A 17,291-nucleotide genomic window follows, 5' to 3' on the forward strand; every position below is an offset into this window, starting at 1 on the left:
CTTAATGCCGAACTTTTATACCAAACACGTTTTTGTGTGTGAGAATGTGAGAGCCGAAGGAGAGAGGGTTTCTTGCGGTCGTTCCGGTTCGATTCAGTTATTGGCTTCCCTCAAGAAAAAAATGAAGGATCTTTCGGTGGAAGGAAAAGTGAGAATTCAAAGAGCCGGTTGTCTGGATCGATGTGAGCTAGGACCCGTTCAGGTGAGTTATCCGGAAGGAAGATGGTTCTCTTTAAAGACTGAGGAAGACGTAGATATATTCTTAAAATATTATATACAATCTGAACAAATGGAAAAGATAGAACATTTGATCATAAAGGAAAACCAATGAATCTCCCGAAAACGTACAAAGCATTAGAACTCAGAGAATACGGCGAAAATAAGAACAGGTTAGCCATTGTTGATAAGACGATTCGCCCGTTGAAAAAAGGAGAGGTATTGATTCGTATGCATTCCGCTCCTATCAATCCTTCCGACTTAATGTTTTTGAGAGGTCTTTACGGAATTAAAAAAAAACTTCCGGTTGTTCCGGGCTTTGAAGGAAGTGGAAACGTTGTCGCTTCCGGCGGTGGTTTTTACGCCTCTTATTTAAAAGGAAAGAATGTGGCGTGCACCGCTGGTAGAGGAGACGGAGTTTACGCGGAATATATGATTACAGACGCTTTTGCTTGTCTTCCGATCGGAAAAGATCTTTCATTAGAACAGGGAGCCTGTCTTTATGTGAATCCGATTACGGCAATCGCATTGGTAGAGAGAACGCAAAAGATAGGGGCTAAAGCTTTGGTTCAAACAGCCGCGGCGAGTGCTTTAGGAAAAATGGTCGTGGGGATTGCGGCTCGCAAAAGTATAAAGGTGATCAATATCGTTCGAAAGTCCGAGCAGGAGGAGGCTTTGAAAGCGGTTGGGGCGGAATATATTTTGAATTCGGAAACTTCGAACTTCGAAAGACAGCTTCGGATTCTTTCCAAAGAACTGAATGCCACGGTCTGTTTGGATGCAGTTGCGGGGGAATTGACGTCCAGAGTTTTGTCAGCGATGCCTTACGGAAGTCGTGCGATTATCTATGGAGGTCTTTCGGAAAAAGAAATTCCATTACATGCAGGAATGATGATATTCCAGGATAAGAAGTTGGAAGGATTTTGGCTTTCCGCTTGGGCTCCGCAACAAACTCCCTATAGAATCTGGAAACTTTCAAGACAATTAAAATCCTTGGCTAAAAAGGAATTGAAAACCGATATCTCCGCAAGATTTCCTTTGGAAAAAGCGGTTGAGGCGATTGATTATTACTCTGCCAATATGACCAAAGGAAAGGTTTTAATTCAGACTTTATTTACGGAAGGTAATTGAGAAATTGAGGAATCTATATTCTAGACTTCGAATCGAATTGATTCTTTTATGCGGAATTTCGATTTTTTATTCCTGTTCCGCTTTGAAGGACAATTACAAGGCCCTTCAGAAATGCAGATTTCAGGTTTTGTCTTTGGAAACTTTAAAGGCGGAATTGATTTCTTTTCCGCCGGTCCCGAAAATTATTTTTTTAGCAAAAGTTGAAATCACAAATCCGAACGAAACCGAGGTAATTCTTCATAAGTTTGATCTTTCTTTTTTCATTCTGCAGGATGCCGAAAAGGAATCTGTATTTGCGAGAGTGCAATCCGAAGAGAAAATAACCGTTCCCGCTTTACAAAAAAAAACGGTGGACCTTCAAGTGGAAACCCTTTTTGAAAAGAAAATGGATCGCAATCTTCTACAAATCGCTTTAGGGATTTTACAGGCGGGGTTGTCGGGAAAAGAACTTAATTTTTCGATTCGAGGAAGTTTCGAATACGAAACGATTTTTGGTCCTGTTCAGATTCCGGTGAACGAAAAGATTCCTTTGAAAACGAGGGGCGATTTGGGAATTTGAAAATTTTTTTACGATTCGATCTTTTGATGAGAGAGGGACATTTTAAAATCCGTAAATTACCGTATTGAAGACAGATTCTAAGCAGCTACTGTGTTTTGCGGGAATTCAAGATATTTTTTGAGTTTTAAAACGAACTCTTTGATAAAAACAACGTGAAGTTACTTTACAACCTATCTCGAAAATATAAAAAAATCATACTTCGGTCTTGGATAAAATGCGAGTTCCCCAGACTACCTTACTTAAGAGTTGATAGGTTTTTGAACTCATATGTCCGAAAAGTTGCCGGATGAAATCTGATTTATTACCGAAACTTACTAAAATAAGCGTGAAACGTATGATACAAAAATTCCGATTCGCAATTCTCATTTTATCTTTGTTTCTGAGTATTGGATGCTATCAGAAAAATACGGATGAGGATTTTTATACGTTTGAAGAAGCGAATACGAAATTGATCTCTGTGTACGAATCGAAAGACGTGATTTGTAACACAAATCGGAGACTCACCGCGTTTGTTCCAGGGCGTTCTCGAAAAAAGAAATCGATCTTTGTGTGAACGCGGTCCTTGCGGTAAGTTGTCAGTCTTGGGCTTCCGTTTCTACGGACGCCACTCCGACGACTTGTAAGTCGATTGAGTTTCGATATTGAGGAAATAAAATGAAGCCTGCGGAATGGTTTTTTGTACTGAGCCTTTTGTTTGCGGGTTTTATTTATCTGTTTCTTCTTTTTGTGAGGAGGAAAGAAAAAAGCGCTCATAATTCGATCGTAAAATATTCTTTTCCTAAAGATGATTTGAATTCTTCTATCAATCGAATTTCTGATCCCGAAGAAAATAAAAATTCTAAAACAAATGTTTTGGAAGTGTTCGATTACAATGGAATTAAGATTATGCACGAGAATGGAATTTATACCGTCAATACGGGCGGTGAAATCGAAGTCTACGGTTCTTGGCAGGCTCTTCCTTCCCGTTATCAAAGAATGGTGAAAGAAATGGATCATCGCGCTACCGGCGAAAAAAAAGCAGGTAAGTATTATATGGAAATTTTAAACGGAATTTATTATGTGATTTTTCCGGACGGTAAAAAACATAAATACAGACATTTCGAAGATATTCCCGAAAAGGTCCGAAAAAATTTAGGTTACTAAGATTTTTTAAAACAAATAATTAGAAATTTATTATATTAAGATAATTTGCAATCCATGGTAGATGTTAGCACTCGAACGTATGAAAATAATACTATGATAAGTTTATTTCAAAAGTTAGAGTGTGAGATCTTCTTCAAAAAGCCACAATTCCGAATTAGGCGTAATTCTTGAGAGCGTCTGCCTCTTTGCAAAATGGCCTGTTAATTTTTGATGCCATTTTCATTTGTCCGAGTGGTAAGAAAATTAGAGAAACCTTTCTGCGAGTATAAATTCCTACACTTTCAGCATATAGCCGTAAAATCGCGATTTGTAGTAGTTCCCACAAATTGCATTTCTTCTAAGCGTTTAAGGTTTTTTATCATTGAACTTCTTGTAGTAGTTTCTGCGTCTAACTTTTTTACGGAAAAATTCAGTTTTATAAAAGTTCGGTTTTTGTTCTGAGCTCGGATTCATTAGAAATTGATAGTAAAAAGATTTATGAAATTCTAATTAATTTGCATGCCCTTGCTCGACTCGAATCGCTTTCGGAAACGTAGGACAAGCGCTAACACACTGACCGCAACCTGTGCAGTTTTTTGAGAAAGAAGGTTTATTTCCTTTAAAGTTGACCACTCCTTCCACGGGACAACTGTCCTTACAATTGGAACAAGTGAGTTCTTCGGTTTTAAAGTTGATACAGAACTCGAAAAATCTTTTTGCTTGGCCGAATTTAGGGTTCGATGCGAAAGGGATCAACGCTTCGTCCTTACACGCGTTGATACAAGGCCAATCCTTACAAAGCATACAAGCGTTGAGATTGACGTCCATTCGAGGAATATGTTTTTCCGTGGTCTCGTCGAAGACCGGAAACAAAACGCTGTAGGGACAAGCGTAGATACAATCTCCGCAACCCGTGCATTTTTTGAGAAATTCGATTTCGGATAACGCACCCGGGGGAGTTTGGACGTTTCCAATCTTTCTTTTTCTATTCGGTTTGATTTGTTGGGGAAGAAGAAACTCTGTTTTTTTTTTGATATTTTTTGACTTTGTTTTTTTAGGAGCGGGTTGACGAGCGGAAGTTTCTTTCGAAGCGATTTTTTGAAAACCGGAAACGAGATCTGCTGCATTTTCCTGAGCAAAGTCGAATATCTTTGCAAAACCTTTTTTAAAAAAATCTTTTCGGTTCAATCTGCATTTACTCTTTCGATTCTTGCGCCTAAGGCTCTTAAACGTGTGTCTATGTTTTCAAAACCCCGATCAATCTGACCTATGTTATGGATGTAACTCGTTCCTTCCGCACAAAGAGCGGCAATGATCATCGCCATCCCGGCGCGTATGTCGGGACTGGCAACTTTTTGTCCATACAATCTAGAATGTCCGATAACAAGGGCTCTATGAGGATCGCAGAGAATGATTTGAGCTCCCATTGCGATAATATTATCTACAAAGAAGAGTCTTGATTCAAACATTTTCTCATGGATCAAAACCGTTCCTTTGCATTGAGTTGCAGTTACAAGAGCAACCGAGGTCATATCCGCGGGGAAGCCCGGCCAGGGAGAATCGTCTATCTTCGGCGTAGCTCCATGATAATCCGGAATGATTTCCATCTTCTGATCGGAAGGAACCAGGATTCCATTTTCATGTGGACGCACCTCTATTCCAAGTCGGGAATAAACCATTCGAATCATACGAATGTCTTCGAGTTCCACATCTCGAATCATCAGTTCGCCGCCAGTGACAGCGGCCAAACTGATAAACGAGCCGACTTCGAGATAATCTGATCCGATCTTGTGTTCTTTTGCGGGAGGTTTTAAAGATGTTACTCCTTCGATTGTAAGGATGTTTGAACCGATTCCGGAAATTTTTGCTCCCGTGGAATTTAAAAAATGACAAAGTCTTTGTACATGCGGTTCGCTCGCCGCGTGTCGAAGAATCGTGACTCCTTCCGCAAGGACTGCGGCCATCACTGCGTTTTCCGTTCCGGTTACGGAAGCCTCATCCATTAGAATATCCGCTCCCTTCAATCGATCGGCTTTGATTTCGTAACCGTCCGGAAAAACTTCTATATTGGCACCTAACGCTTGTAATGCGAGAAGGTGGGTATCTAATCTTCTTCTTCCTATTTTATCTCCTCCGGGTTTCGGTAAGAAAACTCTTCCCGTAATTGCAAGAATCGGACCCGCTAAAGTGACGGCGCCGCGAATGCGAGAACAAAGCTCTTCGGGGAGTTGATTTTTTAGATTACCGTCATGTTTGAAAATATAAGTTCCGGGTTCTTCTTCGGTGATTTCCATACCTAAGTGACGAAGAACTTCCATGAGCATGAGTACGTCTGAGATAACCGGAATGTTGCTAATACGAACGGTTCCCGAAACCATACAAACTGCGCCGAGTAATGGTAAGGCTTCATTTTTATTTCCCTGTGGAATTACCGTTCCATGAAGAGGGGTTTTTCCAATGATCTTGAAATACGAAGATCTCATAATGATAAGCTGTAGGATACGGTCTTTCTGGCAATCGAATTGTAACGCTACTTTCAAATCGTTTTCATTTCAGTTTTTGGTTAGTTTCAAACCCGTTTCTCCGAAATTGTTTACATCCGATTGAATCAGTGTCCGTTCTCAATGAATTCTGTTGACTTCCCATTCCAAAGAGGAGATAAACGTTTTATTCATGGATAATTTACACAATCGTTTTCAGAAGTTCCAGAAAACAATCTGGTTCAACATATTCTGTTATTTTTGGACCGGTTTTTTTTCTTTCTTAGCATTTGCTCCAGTTTCTCTAACTCATTTCGTATGGATTGCGCCTTTCGGTTTTTTCTGGTTGAGTTTGAAATACCATGGAAAGTATAAAAAATTATTTTATCAAGGGCTTATCGTCGGAATTGTTTTTTACGCGATCTCTTTTCATTGGATTGTTCATATGTCGATCACCTTCGGAAATTTTCCGTATGTGGTTGCGGTTCTTATTCTTCTGTTTGCCGGGGCTTTATTTAGTTTAAAGTTTCCGATTTTTATGATGAGTTTTTCTTTTCTTTCGGGAAAGATCGGTCGTCATTCCGTTTGGGTCGCGGGTTTTTGCGGACTTTTATCCGAGTTGGTGGGACCTCAGCTGTTTCCTTGGTATTGGGGAAATCTTGCGGCCGGAAATATCATCCTTGCACAGAACGTGGAGATCACCGGAGTTTACGGAATCAGTTTCTTGGTGTTTGTTGTTTCTTACACTCTCTTTCAATCCAATCCTTGGCATTGGAAAGAAATCCTTCATTCTAAGGAAAAAAGAAAACAGTATATTCGTTTTTTATCGTTACCCGTTCTTTTGCTTTTGAGCTTTATCGTTTCGGGCTTTGTCCTTTATAAAAAATGGGAGAATGTAAAGCCCGTTAAATCTTTAAGTGTGTTGATCGTTCAACCGGACGCTCCATTGAGTTTTAGGGATGGAAGGGAGGTCAAAGAGTCGATTGAAGCCCTTATGGTTCGGATCGAAAAGCTGGCCGATGAAGGCGTCGCAAGAATGGGAAAAAAACCAGATCTTATCGTTCTTCCCGAAGCGGGAGTTCCGTTTTTTTCGGCCAACAATACTGCGGTTACGACGGTTGCACGCAGGTTGTATTGGCATCGTTTCGATTCTTTGATATTTCTGCTTGCCAATCGATATAAGGCCAACGTATTTTTTAACGAAATCGATGCCGGATATAAGGGAAATCCGAGCGCGCGTAATTTAAGATATTATAATAATAACGTATTATACGATCCGAACGGAGATCGTAGAGATTCCTATCAAAAGAAATTTCTTTTAATGTTCGGAGAATATATGCCCTTTGATTTTCTCTATGAACTCAGTCAACAAACCGGAAGATTTGAACCGGGGCCGACTCATAATCTGATTCGATATTATACTCCCGCTGATAAAGAAAAGTCGCCGAAGGGATTGCATTTGAATTGGCATGATACGGAGAATCTAAGTCACGAGGCGGTTCGCTCTTATTATGAGTCGGCGAAAGTGGAAGTTCGGGAGTCTGGCAAATTTCTTCCTTTGATTTGTTACGAAGTGATTCTTCCTGAGTTTGTAAGAGAATTTAGAAACTCAGGTAATTCTGAATTTATCGTAAACCTTACAAACGATAAATGGTATGGAACAACGACCGAAAGTGATCAACACATGGAACTTGGAAGATTGCGTTCGATTGAACTTCGAAGATGGATGGTGCGTTCTACAAATTCGGGAATTTCCGCAAACATAGACCATTTAGGTAGATTGGTCGGTGGGAAGAAAACGGGTTTGATGACTGCGGAAACTATTTCCGAAACGATCGAAGTAATTGATTCTCCACCTACGTTTTATACACAGTACGGAAATATAGTTCCTTGGTTGATGCTTTTTTTAACGGGACTTTATTATCTGAATCTTTTGATCGGAATTCGAAGAGGAAAGTCCTCCTAATTGAAAAATTCTTTTAGGAAAAATGGATTTAAAGAAATCAGGCTTCTGACAAAAGATGAATCGGGTCTTTATCCAACTTTTTCTACTTGGGGTTATAATGTGATCCGTATTTTGGCGGAAGAATTATCGGTATCAAAGAAGATTTAAAAATTTTTCACTCTATTAAAAGCTACATAATAAAGTATTAATATTTTGTAATAAAATAACGTAAGTTCTGCGCAAGACGCAAGAAATCCGTGATTTATTCTTCTGTAGGAAGTTGGAATTTGAGCTTTGTAAATTTATTTTTAAAATGCGGGAACTACAACAATCGCGATTTTACGAACAAATTCTAAAAGTAGGAACTCCTACTTTTAGAAAATCCTTTCTCATTTTATTAGGTCGAACTCACGTTAAAATAGCATTTTGTGATCAACATTACTGATCCCTATAAAATAGAGTATTGTTAATTTGAGCACAAATCCCGCGTTTAGACGCAGAATTTTAGACACTCTATTATGTAGAGATGAGTAATGGCGTCTATTTTTATAGGGTTTAATAAAGTAAGCTTTAAGGTATTTTAAACAAGGGTGGGAACTTGTTTTAACGTTCCAAACGTAGAAACTCATGCAAACTTAATTACAAAAAATGAATGTTTAAAAATTCGTAAGAAAATTATTTGTAGAAACTCTTGCAAATCTAAAATCTCACACTGAAATCTTAAAAATGTAGGAATTCTTATCTTTAGAAAATTCTATTTTTCTATATTAGAGTTGTTGAAAAATTAATTTTTCTATCCATTTCTGCTTCATTGAAATGGACGTTTGAAGCGGCTTTGTTACTACTCGGATGCATGAATAAAATACTATGATAAACTATTTCGAAAATTAGAATGTTGGAATCTTTCTCTAAAAAGTCGAGATTTCCCGATTTGACTTAATTTTTGAGAACCGTTGTGTTTTTGCAAAACCGACCGCTTATTTTCGAGTATCATTTTCATGCGTCCGAGTAGTAATCTGAATCATGGAATTTTTCAATAACACTATTGGTAATTCATAAATGTATCAATTCGCAAAAAAGTAAGTAATACTTATAAGCGAACTTAAACATTCCTTTGTGTTAAACGAATTAGAAAAATTTTTCAAAATATTAATATTTTCTAATTTTCTGAAAATAGACTTTTATGCTTAATTTTTCAATTTTTAAGGGCTAAAAAATATAATAGTTTTAATCTTTCGATTTTACTTTTAAATAAATCGATTTTTGGAACGTTAAATTAGTGTTAGCTGAAACTTAAACGGTGTAGTTAAAAAGATTTATTCTGTATCAAATATGTAAAAAATAATTATATTTCAAAATTTTTGAAAAAAATCAACTTACGTTTGTTAGGTTATCGCATATGCGATAAAAATGAGTCTTTTATGTTTTTTAAGTCATTAATGCTTATATATTAGATTCAGAATTACTCGTAATTTTAGGAGTAAATAAACGATTATGAAGATTAAATATAAATTTACGATCTTATCAGCTTTCACGCTGGTATTTGTCGCGTGTTTGAATAAGTCATCTGATGATAATGCGGTTTTAAGCGGATTACTTTCGCTTGTCTCTAACGAACAGGGATGTGTCGGATTAGATTGTACTAAAAATCGTATGGCAAGAGATCGAATTGCGAGTGGCAATCAGTTTCAGGGCGGACAAAATCTACAGTCAGCTTTTCCATCTGGCATCACTCCGTATATCTTTACGACATCATCTTTTGGTGTTGTTCACCATGGAAACTTTGGAGGAATTTCTGGAGCGGATGCGTTTTGTCAGAGCAATATTCCTTCGAATCTTCCTCGTGCTGGAATATACAAAGCAATGCTAACGGATGGAGTCAATAGGGTAGCGACAACAGTGGGTCCTAACTCTACGAATGGACAAGTAAACTGGGTGTTCCAACCGAATCAAAAATATCAAAGAGCTGAGGACGGTGCGATTGTAATGACCACGAATAGTTCTGGTATGTTTGATTTTGCAAACGGCGCAAAACTGGAAAATCCGTTTACACTTCAGGGTGAGTCTGGTCAGTGGACCGGCTTAAATTCGAATTGGACAACTTGGAAACCTGGGGGAGTGCCGATTGCTTGTGACTCCTGGAATGGTTCTATTGCTGCTCTTTATGGATCGTTCGGGAGTTCGACTCGTACGGATTCGGACATTCTTACAGCGAAGATTTCGACGGGAGGAAGTTTTACCACATCTTGTTCCATTACTCGTACATCCTATGGTCCGTATAACTTAGGCCTTGTCTGTGTGGAGCAGTGAGAAATAAGATAGAATGATAATTTTAGAATATTCTATTTTTTAGAAATATAGAAAAATCCGATTTCGAAAAGTAGTTTAGATGGCGGGTGAGAAATTATTCCGCTATTTTATTTACTCTATGTATTTACGTTTTTTTAAATATTCCATTTTTAAAATGTACTTAAATTTTGGTTTGAGAATTTTGTTGAACGATTGTGGTAATTCCACAGAAGCCCTCTCTTTGCTACTGATCTTTACATGAAGGAATGCCGCCAATTTTGGCACAAATTCCCGTTTATGCGCAGAATTTTGGGAACTCTATTATGTAGGAATGAGTAATATATTAGATTTTTATAGTCTTCTTACTATTAAAGTTTTCGTATGTGTTCCTGTATTTTGAAGTTTTAGGATAGATAAGAGCAAGCTCTTACGGTACTGAAAAATTAAAGTTGGATTTTTGTGAAAAAATGTAGAGATTTTACGGATTGCTCCTATTTTGGAATTTATGGCTTTTGTTGAGTAATTCTAACTTGTTGGACAAACAAACTCATAGTATCATTTGCAAGGGCAATCGGTTTAGAAATGCCGCTTGATTGCTACTCTCGTGTTTTACAGGAAGTCTGAGTGTTGTAAAAGTTTTCACAAATTACGTTTCATCAGGGATGCCGTCTACCTATGTGTCGGGATCGGTAAGAATTAAATTTCTACGTACTACAAATCCAAGTTTTGACGACTCTCATCGGATTAAAAAAGAACTAAATTTTTGATTCTTAAAACCAACTTCAAGGATTGATCAGATAATACGAAAGGATTCCATTAAAGGTTTCAAACGAACCGGGAGGTAAATTTTTACCAGGACATTGAAGATTTAAATCCGCTAATGAATAGATCTGATACGGTTTTGCAAAAAACAAACGAATAAAAAATCGAAGTACGGAAGAAATGTTGGAAAGAACATTAATGCTACCTACCGATTGTTTACGAACGAGTTCGGCGGAGCAGCCGTCTTCAAAATAAATTTTTTCTCGAAGAGGAAGATCGTATCCCGAAAAAGGTTCTTTTTCTGTTTCTAACACTTCAAACTTATCGACTTTGCCGAAAAAAATTGTTTTCCCTTCTGAATTTAAAAGCGCGGCTGTTTTGAAATAACCTCCAGGAAATGAATCGTTTCCTAAAAAACCTCCAATATAAAAACGAAATTCTTTTCCATTAATCGACCGAAATAATTCCCATCTTCGGCTGTATTTGTATACTTCGTAGTTTGTGAGAAGATGTTCCAATCCCCCGGTTCCGAGAAGTTCCTTTTTTTTTCCGTCTTGGATTAAATAACCCCAAGCGGATTGAAACGAGTACGCAATATCGGCTTGAACGAATTTATGCGGTTCCTCGACCGTATGTTTTCCTCCGGAAAGGGAAATTCCCTGTTTCAAGTCTGATTTAAAAGATAAGAATAATTTAATATTTTCAATTTCTTGTTGGATTTCAATTCCTTCAGAATTGAGGGACATACGATTGTTTTCTATTTTGAGATCAAATTTACCCTTTTCTGCGATTAAATTTTTTGAGGAGAATTCTTTCGTGATGAATTGAGTCCCTTCTCCTAACGTATGAATAACTAAACTGACTCCGCAGTTTTTTGTTCCCGGACCTAAATTACTTACCAAAAAAGTCGCGTAGATAAAAATTTTACCGTCTTGATAGGAATAGTTCCAAGCCTGAAAGTAACCTTCTTGCGTATAGGGTTGGAAAGAATAGTTCTTGAGTCCCGTTCTTTTGAGAAGCGCCGTGCTTTCAGCTTTGAGAGTACCTTGAAAAACGCATAAGAAACTAAGGACCAAAAACGAAAGAACCCTGAGTTTAGAAAAAGACAGAACCGGATCTGAACTCTTTCCCGAATAAGTTGGTTGGAACATTCCAAAAATCCTTAAACTCGGAAAGAATTGATCAAGCAGAATCTTTTAGATTCAGAATTTTCGTTTCTTCTGCGTTTGCAAAAACACAGTTATTTTCGTAAAGATCGGAAATACTAATGTGTTCGAAAATCGGATGATCGCCTTTCCCTTCCTTTAAAAATCGATCCTTTTCTTCCCGAATCCCGTCCAGGTGTATCCAGGATTCGAATTGATTTTCTATTTGTAGGAAAATTATAAATTCATAGTCGCTTATCTTTTTGAGAAAGGCTTCGAATTTTTTAACTTTTTTTTGAGCAAGTCTGATTCTCATCTTTTGACCCTCGGCCAGTTTTGAAAAGGGAATTTTCGGAATGTAGAAGTTGTTTAATGTTGAGACTATTTTTCGAAAGTCATTTTTTCTTGAAATCAACTTCATCCATTTTTCTCGATTTGGATCGATTGTACCTTTCATTTTTTTACCTCTTTAAAAGCGGTTCTGAGAGGAAAATTCAGAGGAAGGTAAGAAACCCGATTTTTTTAAAATAAAAAGAAACTGCTGTGGAAGAAGATCGACGTTCGAAGCAGAGATTGCGGAATTCGAAACTTTTCTTTTTCAAAAGGAAAATCGTTGTTTTCGGAATTGAACAGAAGGGATATTCTTTGAGGGATTTTAACTTTTTGCATTGAAGAGACTTCCTTTTAATAAATCTTGCTAAAAAAGCGAAAATCAAAATAGTATCATTCAGAGCTATGGAATCCGATCTATTGGCAGTATTTTGGACAGAAAAAATCAAGCTGACCCAATATATCATTCAAACCACCAAGAATTTTAGTTCCAATCAGCTCGATTTTTCGATTACGTCGAGAAAATCGATCCGCTCCTATCTGCAAGATATGGTGGCAGGCGATTTTTTTCTTCGGGTTTCCCTTCCGATTTCCGTTGGAATTAGCTCCATTCTTCCCATTTCAAGACAATCCGAAGAAGAGATTGAAAAAGATTTGGTCCGTTTTCGGGATCAATTCGGCTCTCCTGCATTGCCAATCGGTCTCAAGGAAATCATCACTCAAAGTGCGGAAGAACTTTTTTTCGAAGATTGTAATTCGGAACTAAAACCGCTTTTTCTTCGTTGGAAAAAAATTCTTGTCAGACTTGAAAAAACGATCCAAGCGCTTAGCGTGAGGGATTCTTTAAAGTATCGTTATTTTTCCGTGATAGGAATTGTTTCACTTCCGGTTGCGATCAATTATTTCGAAATGCAGAATCTTGCTTGGCTCAGAAATGGGATTATGAGAATTACGGAAAATCCTAATTTTCCTTCCCGATGACGGTTGGGACTTTAGAACAGAATAATATTCTATTATTATATCATCGCAAAATCTTAAGGAGAATTCAATGACAAAGATTAAGGTAAAAACCCCGCTTGTTGAGCTTGACGGGGACGAGATGACCAGGATCATCTGGAAGGAGATCAAGGATAGGTTCATTCATCCTTATCTCGATATCGAACTGGACTATTATGATTTAGGCGTGGAGTATAGGGACAAGACGGACGATAAGGTCACCGTAGATTCCGCACACGCAATTCAAAAATACGGAGTCGGCGTTAAGTGCGCTACCATCACCCCGAACCAAGACAGAGTTAAAGAATACAATCTCAAACAAGAATGGAAATCGCCTAACGGAACCATTCGTTCCATTCTCGACGGAACCGTTTTCCGTAAACCGATCATCGTAAAAAATATTCCTCCGGCGGTTCGTTCTTGGAAAAAACCAATTACGGTCGGACGTCATGCTTACGGGGATCTTTATAAGGATACCGAGCTTTACATTCCGGAAGCCGGAAAAGTGGAACTCGTTTATACCGGAAAAGACGGAAAGGAAAAACAAAGAGCCTTGATCCACGACTTCGACGGAGCGGGTGTGATTATGGGTCAGCATAACTTAGATAAGTCTATTCTTAGTTTTGCTCAGGCTTGTTTCAATTATGCGATTTCCGAAAAGATCGATCTTTGGTTCGCGACAAAAGACACCATTTCTAAAAAGTATCATGCTAGGTTTCGGGCGATTTTCGACGAACTTGCAAAAGCCAAAGCCGGAGATCTCAAAAAAGCCGGAATCGAATATTCGTATTATCTCATAGACGATGCGGTCGCTCAAATTATGAAAAACGAGGGCGGAATGCTCTGGGCTCTGATGAATTACGACGGAGACGTGATGAGCGACATGGTCGCATCCGGATTCGGATCTTTGGGACTTATGACTTCCGTACTTGTTTCTCCGGACGGAAAATTCGAATACGAAGCCGCTCACGGAACCGTAACCAGACATTACCGTAAATACCAACAGGGTGAAACTACTTCCACAAACTCAGTCGCTTCCATTTTTGCTTGGACGGGAGCGTTGATCAAAAGGGGAGAATTGGATGGAACTCCGGATGTAGTCGCTTTTGGTCATAAACTCGAAAAGGCCGTGATCGACACGATCGAAAGCGGGGAAATGACAAAGGATTTAACACTTCTTTGTACAGATCCAAATGCAAAAGCTCTGGATACCTTTCAGTTTATGGAAGCGATCCAGAAAAAGCTTTAATCGTTTAAAAACAAAATCCCGACCGTGGCCGGTTTTTAAACACGCCAGGTCGGGGCTGCTCGTAGTAATCATTTTACGCGGGTTTGCCGGGTCGGGAATTTCAACTATAACCATGAAACGTAAGACTTTGATTCTGAATCGGATTCTTTGTTTGGAACGGCTGTTCGTATTCTTCTTTTTACTTTTCGCGGTTTCCCTTGATTCTCAAAAAGCTCCCAAAGAACCGACATTACCCGTGGAGCCGACGGTTGGAGATTCCAGAAATCAAAGGGGAGAAGCCGAAAAACAAACCGGTACCGGGGTGGATGAAAAGGGAGAAAAAAAGATCAAAGTGATTTTTTGCGACGGTCGAGACGTGGAAGGTTTTTGGAAAAATCCTCCGATTGAATTTAAGTTTCAGCACAAAAAAAACAATATAACATATTCAAAATCTCTAAAGCTCGATGAGATTTCCAAAATCAAAATTACGGGTTGGAAATTGAAATCTTCCAATAAACGAAAGGAAGGAATTCCCTATCGAGCTGAGCCTTATCAGATCCAGATAATTTCTTTGTCGGGAGAAATCTTTTTCAAGGAGCCTTCTCCGACGGGCGAGATTCAGCAGATCTCCTTCAGCAATCAGTTTGGAGATACAACGTTGTTTTTGTATTGGAACGACTTGCAGTATGAAAACGGACAGTGGTTTTCCGGTTTAAAACCTTTTTTGGGAGAATTCAGAACGGACTGTCACTCGGATGTGGTTCGGGAAATTCAATTTCTCGCCGTAAATTAAACTTTGCGAATGTATTCTAAAATTTTTCTTTCAAAATACGGTTTTTGAAGAATGGAAACGTTTTTCTGAGAGACTGAGATATTCAAACCCACATTTTCCTCAAGTCCCGTAATCACCGTGATCGGAATTTTGTCGAATTTTTCCTGTTTGCGGATTGCCTCCACGAGTTCTTGTCCTGAAAAGCCGGGCATGATCCAGTCGGTGAGAATGTAAGAAATATTTTCCCCGGAAGATTGAAGGTATTCGTACGCCTTTTTTCCTTCTGTAAATGCCTGAAAGGAATAACCGTTCCTTTCCAGAATTTTTCCTAAAAGAAGTAAGTTGAGTTCCGAGTCGTCTACAATGAGGATTTTTCCGACTTTTCGTTGTTCTATAGAATTCTTTTGGTAAGAGAATTTTATAATTTCCTTAATTACCAATTTCAATTCGTCGATTCCCGAGGGTTTCGGAAAAATTCCGTCAAATCCGAATTCCATGGATTTTGTGCGGTTTGATTCGACATCTCCGGAAGTAATGAGATATATTTTAGAATTTTTGCATGCATTATGTTTATTTTCCCGTAAACCGTTTCGTATGGTTTTACAGACCGTAAATCCGTCGGAGTCTGGAAGAATCATTCCGATCGTAATTAGATCGAAATTTTCCCGAAACGTAAGATCCAATCCTTCTTTTGCCGAACCCGCTTCGACGATCTGAAAGTCTTCCGTGGGAAAAAAAGAAGATATGATTTTTCTGAATGTTGAACCGGAATCTAAAACGAGTACTTTCAAGCCTGTTTTTCTCTCGGATCGATTTTTGAAATCGAAGTTTCGAAAATTTGAATATATTTTCTCAATTCATCAAAGATTTGTTTTGGGTCGTCCATGATTTCTCCGTCCGGTTTGGTCCAAACAAGCCGTTGGTAAACATTATTACATAAACTGAGATAATAAATCGGAAAAGATCCTGCTACCTGTTTTATATCGCTCGGAATCAAAGTAAAGGAACCGAAAACGGAAAACATCGCTTTGTAATTTTTTTCCAGATACGTAAATTCATACGTTCGTGGCCATTCTTCTAAATCCGATTTTAACTTCAAAAAAAACTCTTTGGAGAGGATAGAAATCAAAGTTTCGGTTTGTTCAATTCTTTTTTCGAGTGAATCCGGTCCGTTCATGTTTCCGATTCTTTTGCCTCGTTCCAAAGTCGATCCATTTCTTTTAAGTCGGATTCTTTCGGGGTTTTACCTCGGTTTTTTAAGGTTTGTTCTATGTATTGAAATCTTTTCTTAAATTTTGCATTCGTTCTTGTGAGTGCGGATTCGGAGGAAATTCCAAGATGTCTTCCTAAATTTACTAAGCTGAATAATAAATCTCCGAATTCTTCTTCGATACGAACCTGATTGCTTCCGTTTGCTTTGACACGACCAAATTCGATTAAGAACTCTTCCATTTCTTCTCTAACTTTTGCTTGCACGTCTGAAATGTTCTTCCAATCAAATCCGACTTTGGCGGCTTTCTTTTGATACTTTTCCGCTTTTAAAAGGGAAGAGAAATTCTCCGGGATATTCGAAAAAATGGATGAGTCGTTTGATTTCTTTTTTTCCTTATCCTTGATTTTCTCCCAATTTTCCAAAACTTCCTGAGAAGAAGAAAGGGTGAGTTCTTCCGGTCTAAAAACGTGCGGATGTCTGAAAATTAGTTTATCGGAAACGCTTTTTGCAATGTCTCCTAAATTGAATGAATGTCTTTCTTCAGCAAGTTTTGCATGAAACACAACTTGAAACAGTAGATCACCCAATTCTTCTTTGAGAAGTTCGTCGTCGTTTTTTAGGATTGCTTCGATGACTTCTTGGGATTCTTCAATGAGATAAGGAATCAAAGTTTGGTGATCCTGTTCCTTATCCCAAGGACATCCGTTTTCTCCTCGGAGAGTGGCCGTGATTTCTTGAAGTTTATCAATTTCCTCTGCGAGTGATTTTGCCTGCATATGAGTTCCTCCAAAAACGACGGAGATTTGTTCCAATTTTTAATCTCCAAGCTGAATCTGCACTCTTTTTCAATTGTTTTGAAATCGGGATTGGATTGACGGGAGTCGTAAAGTTGAAGTATAGTTCAAAAAAATACTTTATAGGCCCTCTATGATACGTTCAAAAAGTCTTATTGTTCTTTCACTCATTCTGATTGCGATTGCGAGTCGTTATTTTCCACATCCGGCTAATTTTACACCAATTCTTGCGGTTTCTCTTTTTGCGGGAGCCCATTTTGTTTCTAAAAAGTTGTCTCTGTTGCTTCCTGTATGTGCCCTTTTTATGAG

At 38.3% G+C, this 17,291-nt stretch carries 16 protein-coding genes and 2 pseudogenes (1 of these 18 cut by a window edge); 11 read left to right on the forward strand and 7 right to left on the reverse strand.

The features are described from left to right. Positions 1-4: 4 nt before the first annotated feature. From LEP1GSC062_RS06020 to LEP1GSC062_RS06040, 5 genes and pseudogenes are all read left to right on the forward strand, one after another. Positions 5-331 (forward strand): (2Fe-2S) ferredoxin domain-containing protein, encoded by a 327-nt coding sequence (locus tag LEP1GSC062_RS06020; protein ID WP_004508823.1) that lies wholly within the window; start codon positions 5-7, stop codon positions 329-331. After that, positions 328-1,347 (forward strand): zinc-binding dehydrogenase, encoded by a 1,020-nt coding sequence (locus tag LEP1GSC062_RS06025; protein WP_020983691.1) that lies wholly within the window; start codon positions 328-330, stop codon positions 1,345-1,347. The genes LEP1GSC062_RS06020 and LEP1GSC062_RS06025 overlap by 4 nt, the downstream gene beginning before the upstream one ends. Positions 1,348-1,351: 4 nt before the next feature. Further along, positions 1,352-1,906 carry an LEA/WHy family protein gene (locus tag LEP1GSC062_RS06030; RefSeq protein ID WP_020983693.1) on the forward strand — a complete coding sequence of 185 codons (555 nt, stop codon included), beginning with the start codon at positions 1,352-1,354 and terminating at the stop codon, positions 1,904-1,906. 334 nt (positions 1,907-2,240) lie between these two features. Next, positions 2,241-2,551, forward strand: a pseudogene (locus LEP1GSC062_RS06035) (LIC13255 family lipoprotein). A gap of 9 nt (positions 2,552-2,560) precedes the next feature. Beyond that, positions 2,561-3,049, forward strand: a complete 489-nt coding sequence (locus LEP1GSC062_RS06040) for a hypothetical protein (protein ID WP_020983735.1) — start codon at positions 2,561-2,563, stop codon at positions 3,047-3,049. A 489-nt stretch (positions 3,050-3,538) separates the two neighbouring features. Here LEP1GSC062_RS06040 and LEP1GSC062_RS06045 read toward each other — a convergent pair whose 3' ends face one another. After that, a complete protein-coding gene (locus LEP1GSC062_RS06045; protein ID WP_020983685.1) occupies positions 3,539-4,216 on the reverse strand; it encodes a 4Fe-4S dicluster domain-containing protein in 678 nt (225 codons plus the stop codon). Further along, positions 4,213-5,511 (reverse strand): UDP-N-acetylglucosamine 1-carboxyvinyltransferase, encoded by a 1,299-nt coding sequence (gene murA / locus LEP1GSC062_RS06050; RefSeq protein ID WP_010577616.1) that lies wholly within the window; start codon positions 5,509-5,511, stop codon positions 4,213-4,215. Before murA ends, LEP1GSC062_RS06045 begins: the two co-directional genes overlap by 4 nt. Before the next feature lie 190 nt (positions 5,512-5,701). Between murA and LEP1GSC062_RS06055 the strand changes: the two genes are divergently transcribed. Both LEP1GSC062_RS06055 and lenF read left to right on the forward strand, forming a co-directional pair. Further along, the gene (locus LEP1GSC062_RS06055; RefSeq protein ID WP_010577617.1) at positions 5,702-7,474 is read left to right on the forward strand and encodes an apolipoprotein N-acyltransferase; all 1,773 of its coding nucleotides are present in this window, start codon (positions 5,702-5,704) and stop codon (positions 7,472-7,474) included. A 1,473-nt stretch (positions 7,475-8,947) separates the two neighbouring features. Beyond that, positions 8,948-9,760, forward strand: a pseudogene (gene lenF / locus LEP1GSC062_RS06065) (endostatin-like outer membrane lipoprotein LenF); the annotation flags it as partial. Between the two features lie 764 nt (positions 9,761-10,524). Here lenF and LEP1GSC062_RS06070 read toward each other — a convergent pair. Both LEP1GSC062_RS06070 and LEP1GSC062_RS06075 read right to left on the reverse strand, forming a co-directional pair. Continuing rightward, positions 10,525-11,655, reverse strand: a complete 1,131-nt coding sequence (locus LEP1GSC062_RS06070) for a hypothetical protein (protein ID WP_020983696.1) — start codon at positions 11,653-11,655, stop codon at positions 10,525-10,527. Positions 11,656-11,686: 31 nt separating this feature from the next. Beyond that, positions 11,687-12,106 (reverse strand): LIC_13246 family protein, encoded by a 420-nt coding sequence (locus LEP1GSC062_RS06075; RefSeq protein WP_020983732.1) that lies wholly within the window; start codon positions 12,104-12,106, stop codon positions 11,687-11,689. Between the two features lie 278 nt (positions 12,107-12,384). On the opposite strand from LEP1GSC062_RS06075, the gene LEP1GSC062_RS06085 reads away from it, so the two are divergent. The 3 genes from LEP1GSC062_RS06085 (at position 12,385) to LEP1GSC062_RS06095 (ending at position 14,996) form a co-directional block, all read left to right on the forward strand. Next, positions 12,385-12,960 (forward strand): hypothetical protein, encoded by a 576-nt coding sequence (locus LEP1GSC062_RS06085; RefSeq protein ID WP_039941327.1) that lies wholly within the window; start codon positions 12,385-12,387, stop codon positions 12,958-12,960. 67 nt (positions 12,961-13,027) lie between these two features. Next, the gene (locus LEP1GSC062_RS06090; RefSeq protein ID WP_010577622.1) at positions 13,028-14,224 is read left to right on the forward strand and encodes an NADP-dependent isocitrate dehydrogenase; all 1,197 of its coding nucleotides are present in this window, start codon (positions 13,028-13,030) and stop codon (positions 14,222-14,224) included. Between the two features lie 112 nt (positions 14,225-14,336). Next, positions 14,337-14,996, forward strand: coding sequence for a hypothetical protein (locus tag LEP1GSC062_RS06095; RefSeq protein WP_020983671.1), 660 nt, complete (start codon positions 14,337-14,339; stop codon positions 14,994-14,996). Here the strand turns inward: LEP1GSC062_RS06095 and LEP1GSC062_RS06100 are convergent. From LEP1GSC062_RS06100 to mazG, 3 genes are read right to left on the reverse strand one after another with little or no spacing between them, the layout of a single operon-like run. Then, positions 14,993-15,766: a response regulator gene (locus tag LEP1GSC062_RS06100; RefSeq protein WP_010577623.1), complete on the reverse strand. Its 774-nt coding sequence runs from the start codon at positions 15,764-15,766 to the stop codon at positions 14,993-14,995. The two genes, LEP1GSC062_RS06095 and LEP1GSC062_RS06100, sit on opposite strands and share 4 nt — an antisense overlap. Continuing rightward, positions 15,763-16,152, reverse strand: a complete 390-nt coding sequence (locus tag LEP1GSC062_RS06105) for an LIC_13241 domain-containing protein (protein ID WP_020983699.1) — start codon at positions 16,150-16,152, stop codon at positions 15,763-15,765. Before LEP1GSC062_RS06105 ends, LEP1GSC062_RS06100 begins: the two co-directional genes overlap by 4 nt. After that, entirely contained in the window at positions 16,149-16,964 is an 816-nt protein-coding gene (mazG, locus tag LEP1GSC062_RS06110; RefSeq protein WP_039941355.1) for a nucleoside triphosphate pyrophosphohydrolase, read from the reverse strand. Before mazG ends, LEP1GSC062_RS06105 begins: the two co-directional genes overlap by 4 nt. Before the next feature lie 151 nt (positions 16,965-17,115). Between mazG and LEP1GSC062_RS06115 the strand changes: the two genes are divergently transcribed. After that, positions 17,116-17,291 carry the 5' portion of a DUF6580 family putative transport protein gene (locus LEP1GSC062_RS06115; RefSeq protein WP_010577625.1) on the forward strand. It continues 346 nt past the right edge of the window, so the window shows 176 of its 522 coding nt (coding positions 1-176); it begins with the start codon at positions 17,116-17,118; its stop codon lies beyond the right edge, outside the window.

Source organism: Leptospira alexanderi serovar Manhao 3 str. L 60, assembly GCF_000243815.2.
Lineage (GTDB): Bacteria > Spirochaetota > Leptospiria > Leptospirales > Leptospiraceae > Leptospira > Leptospira alexanderi.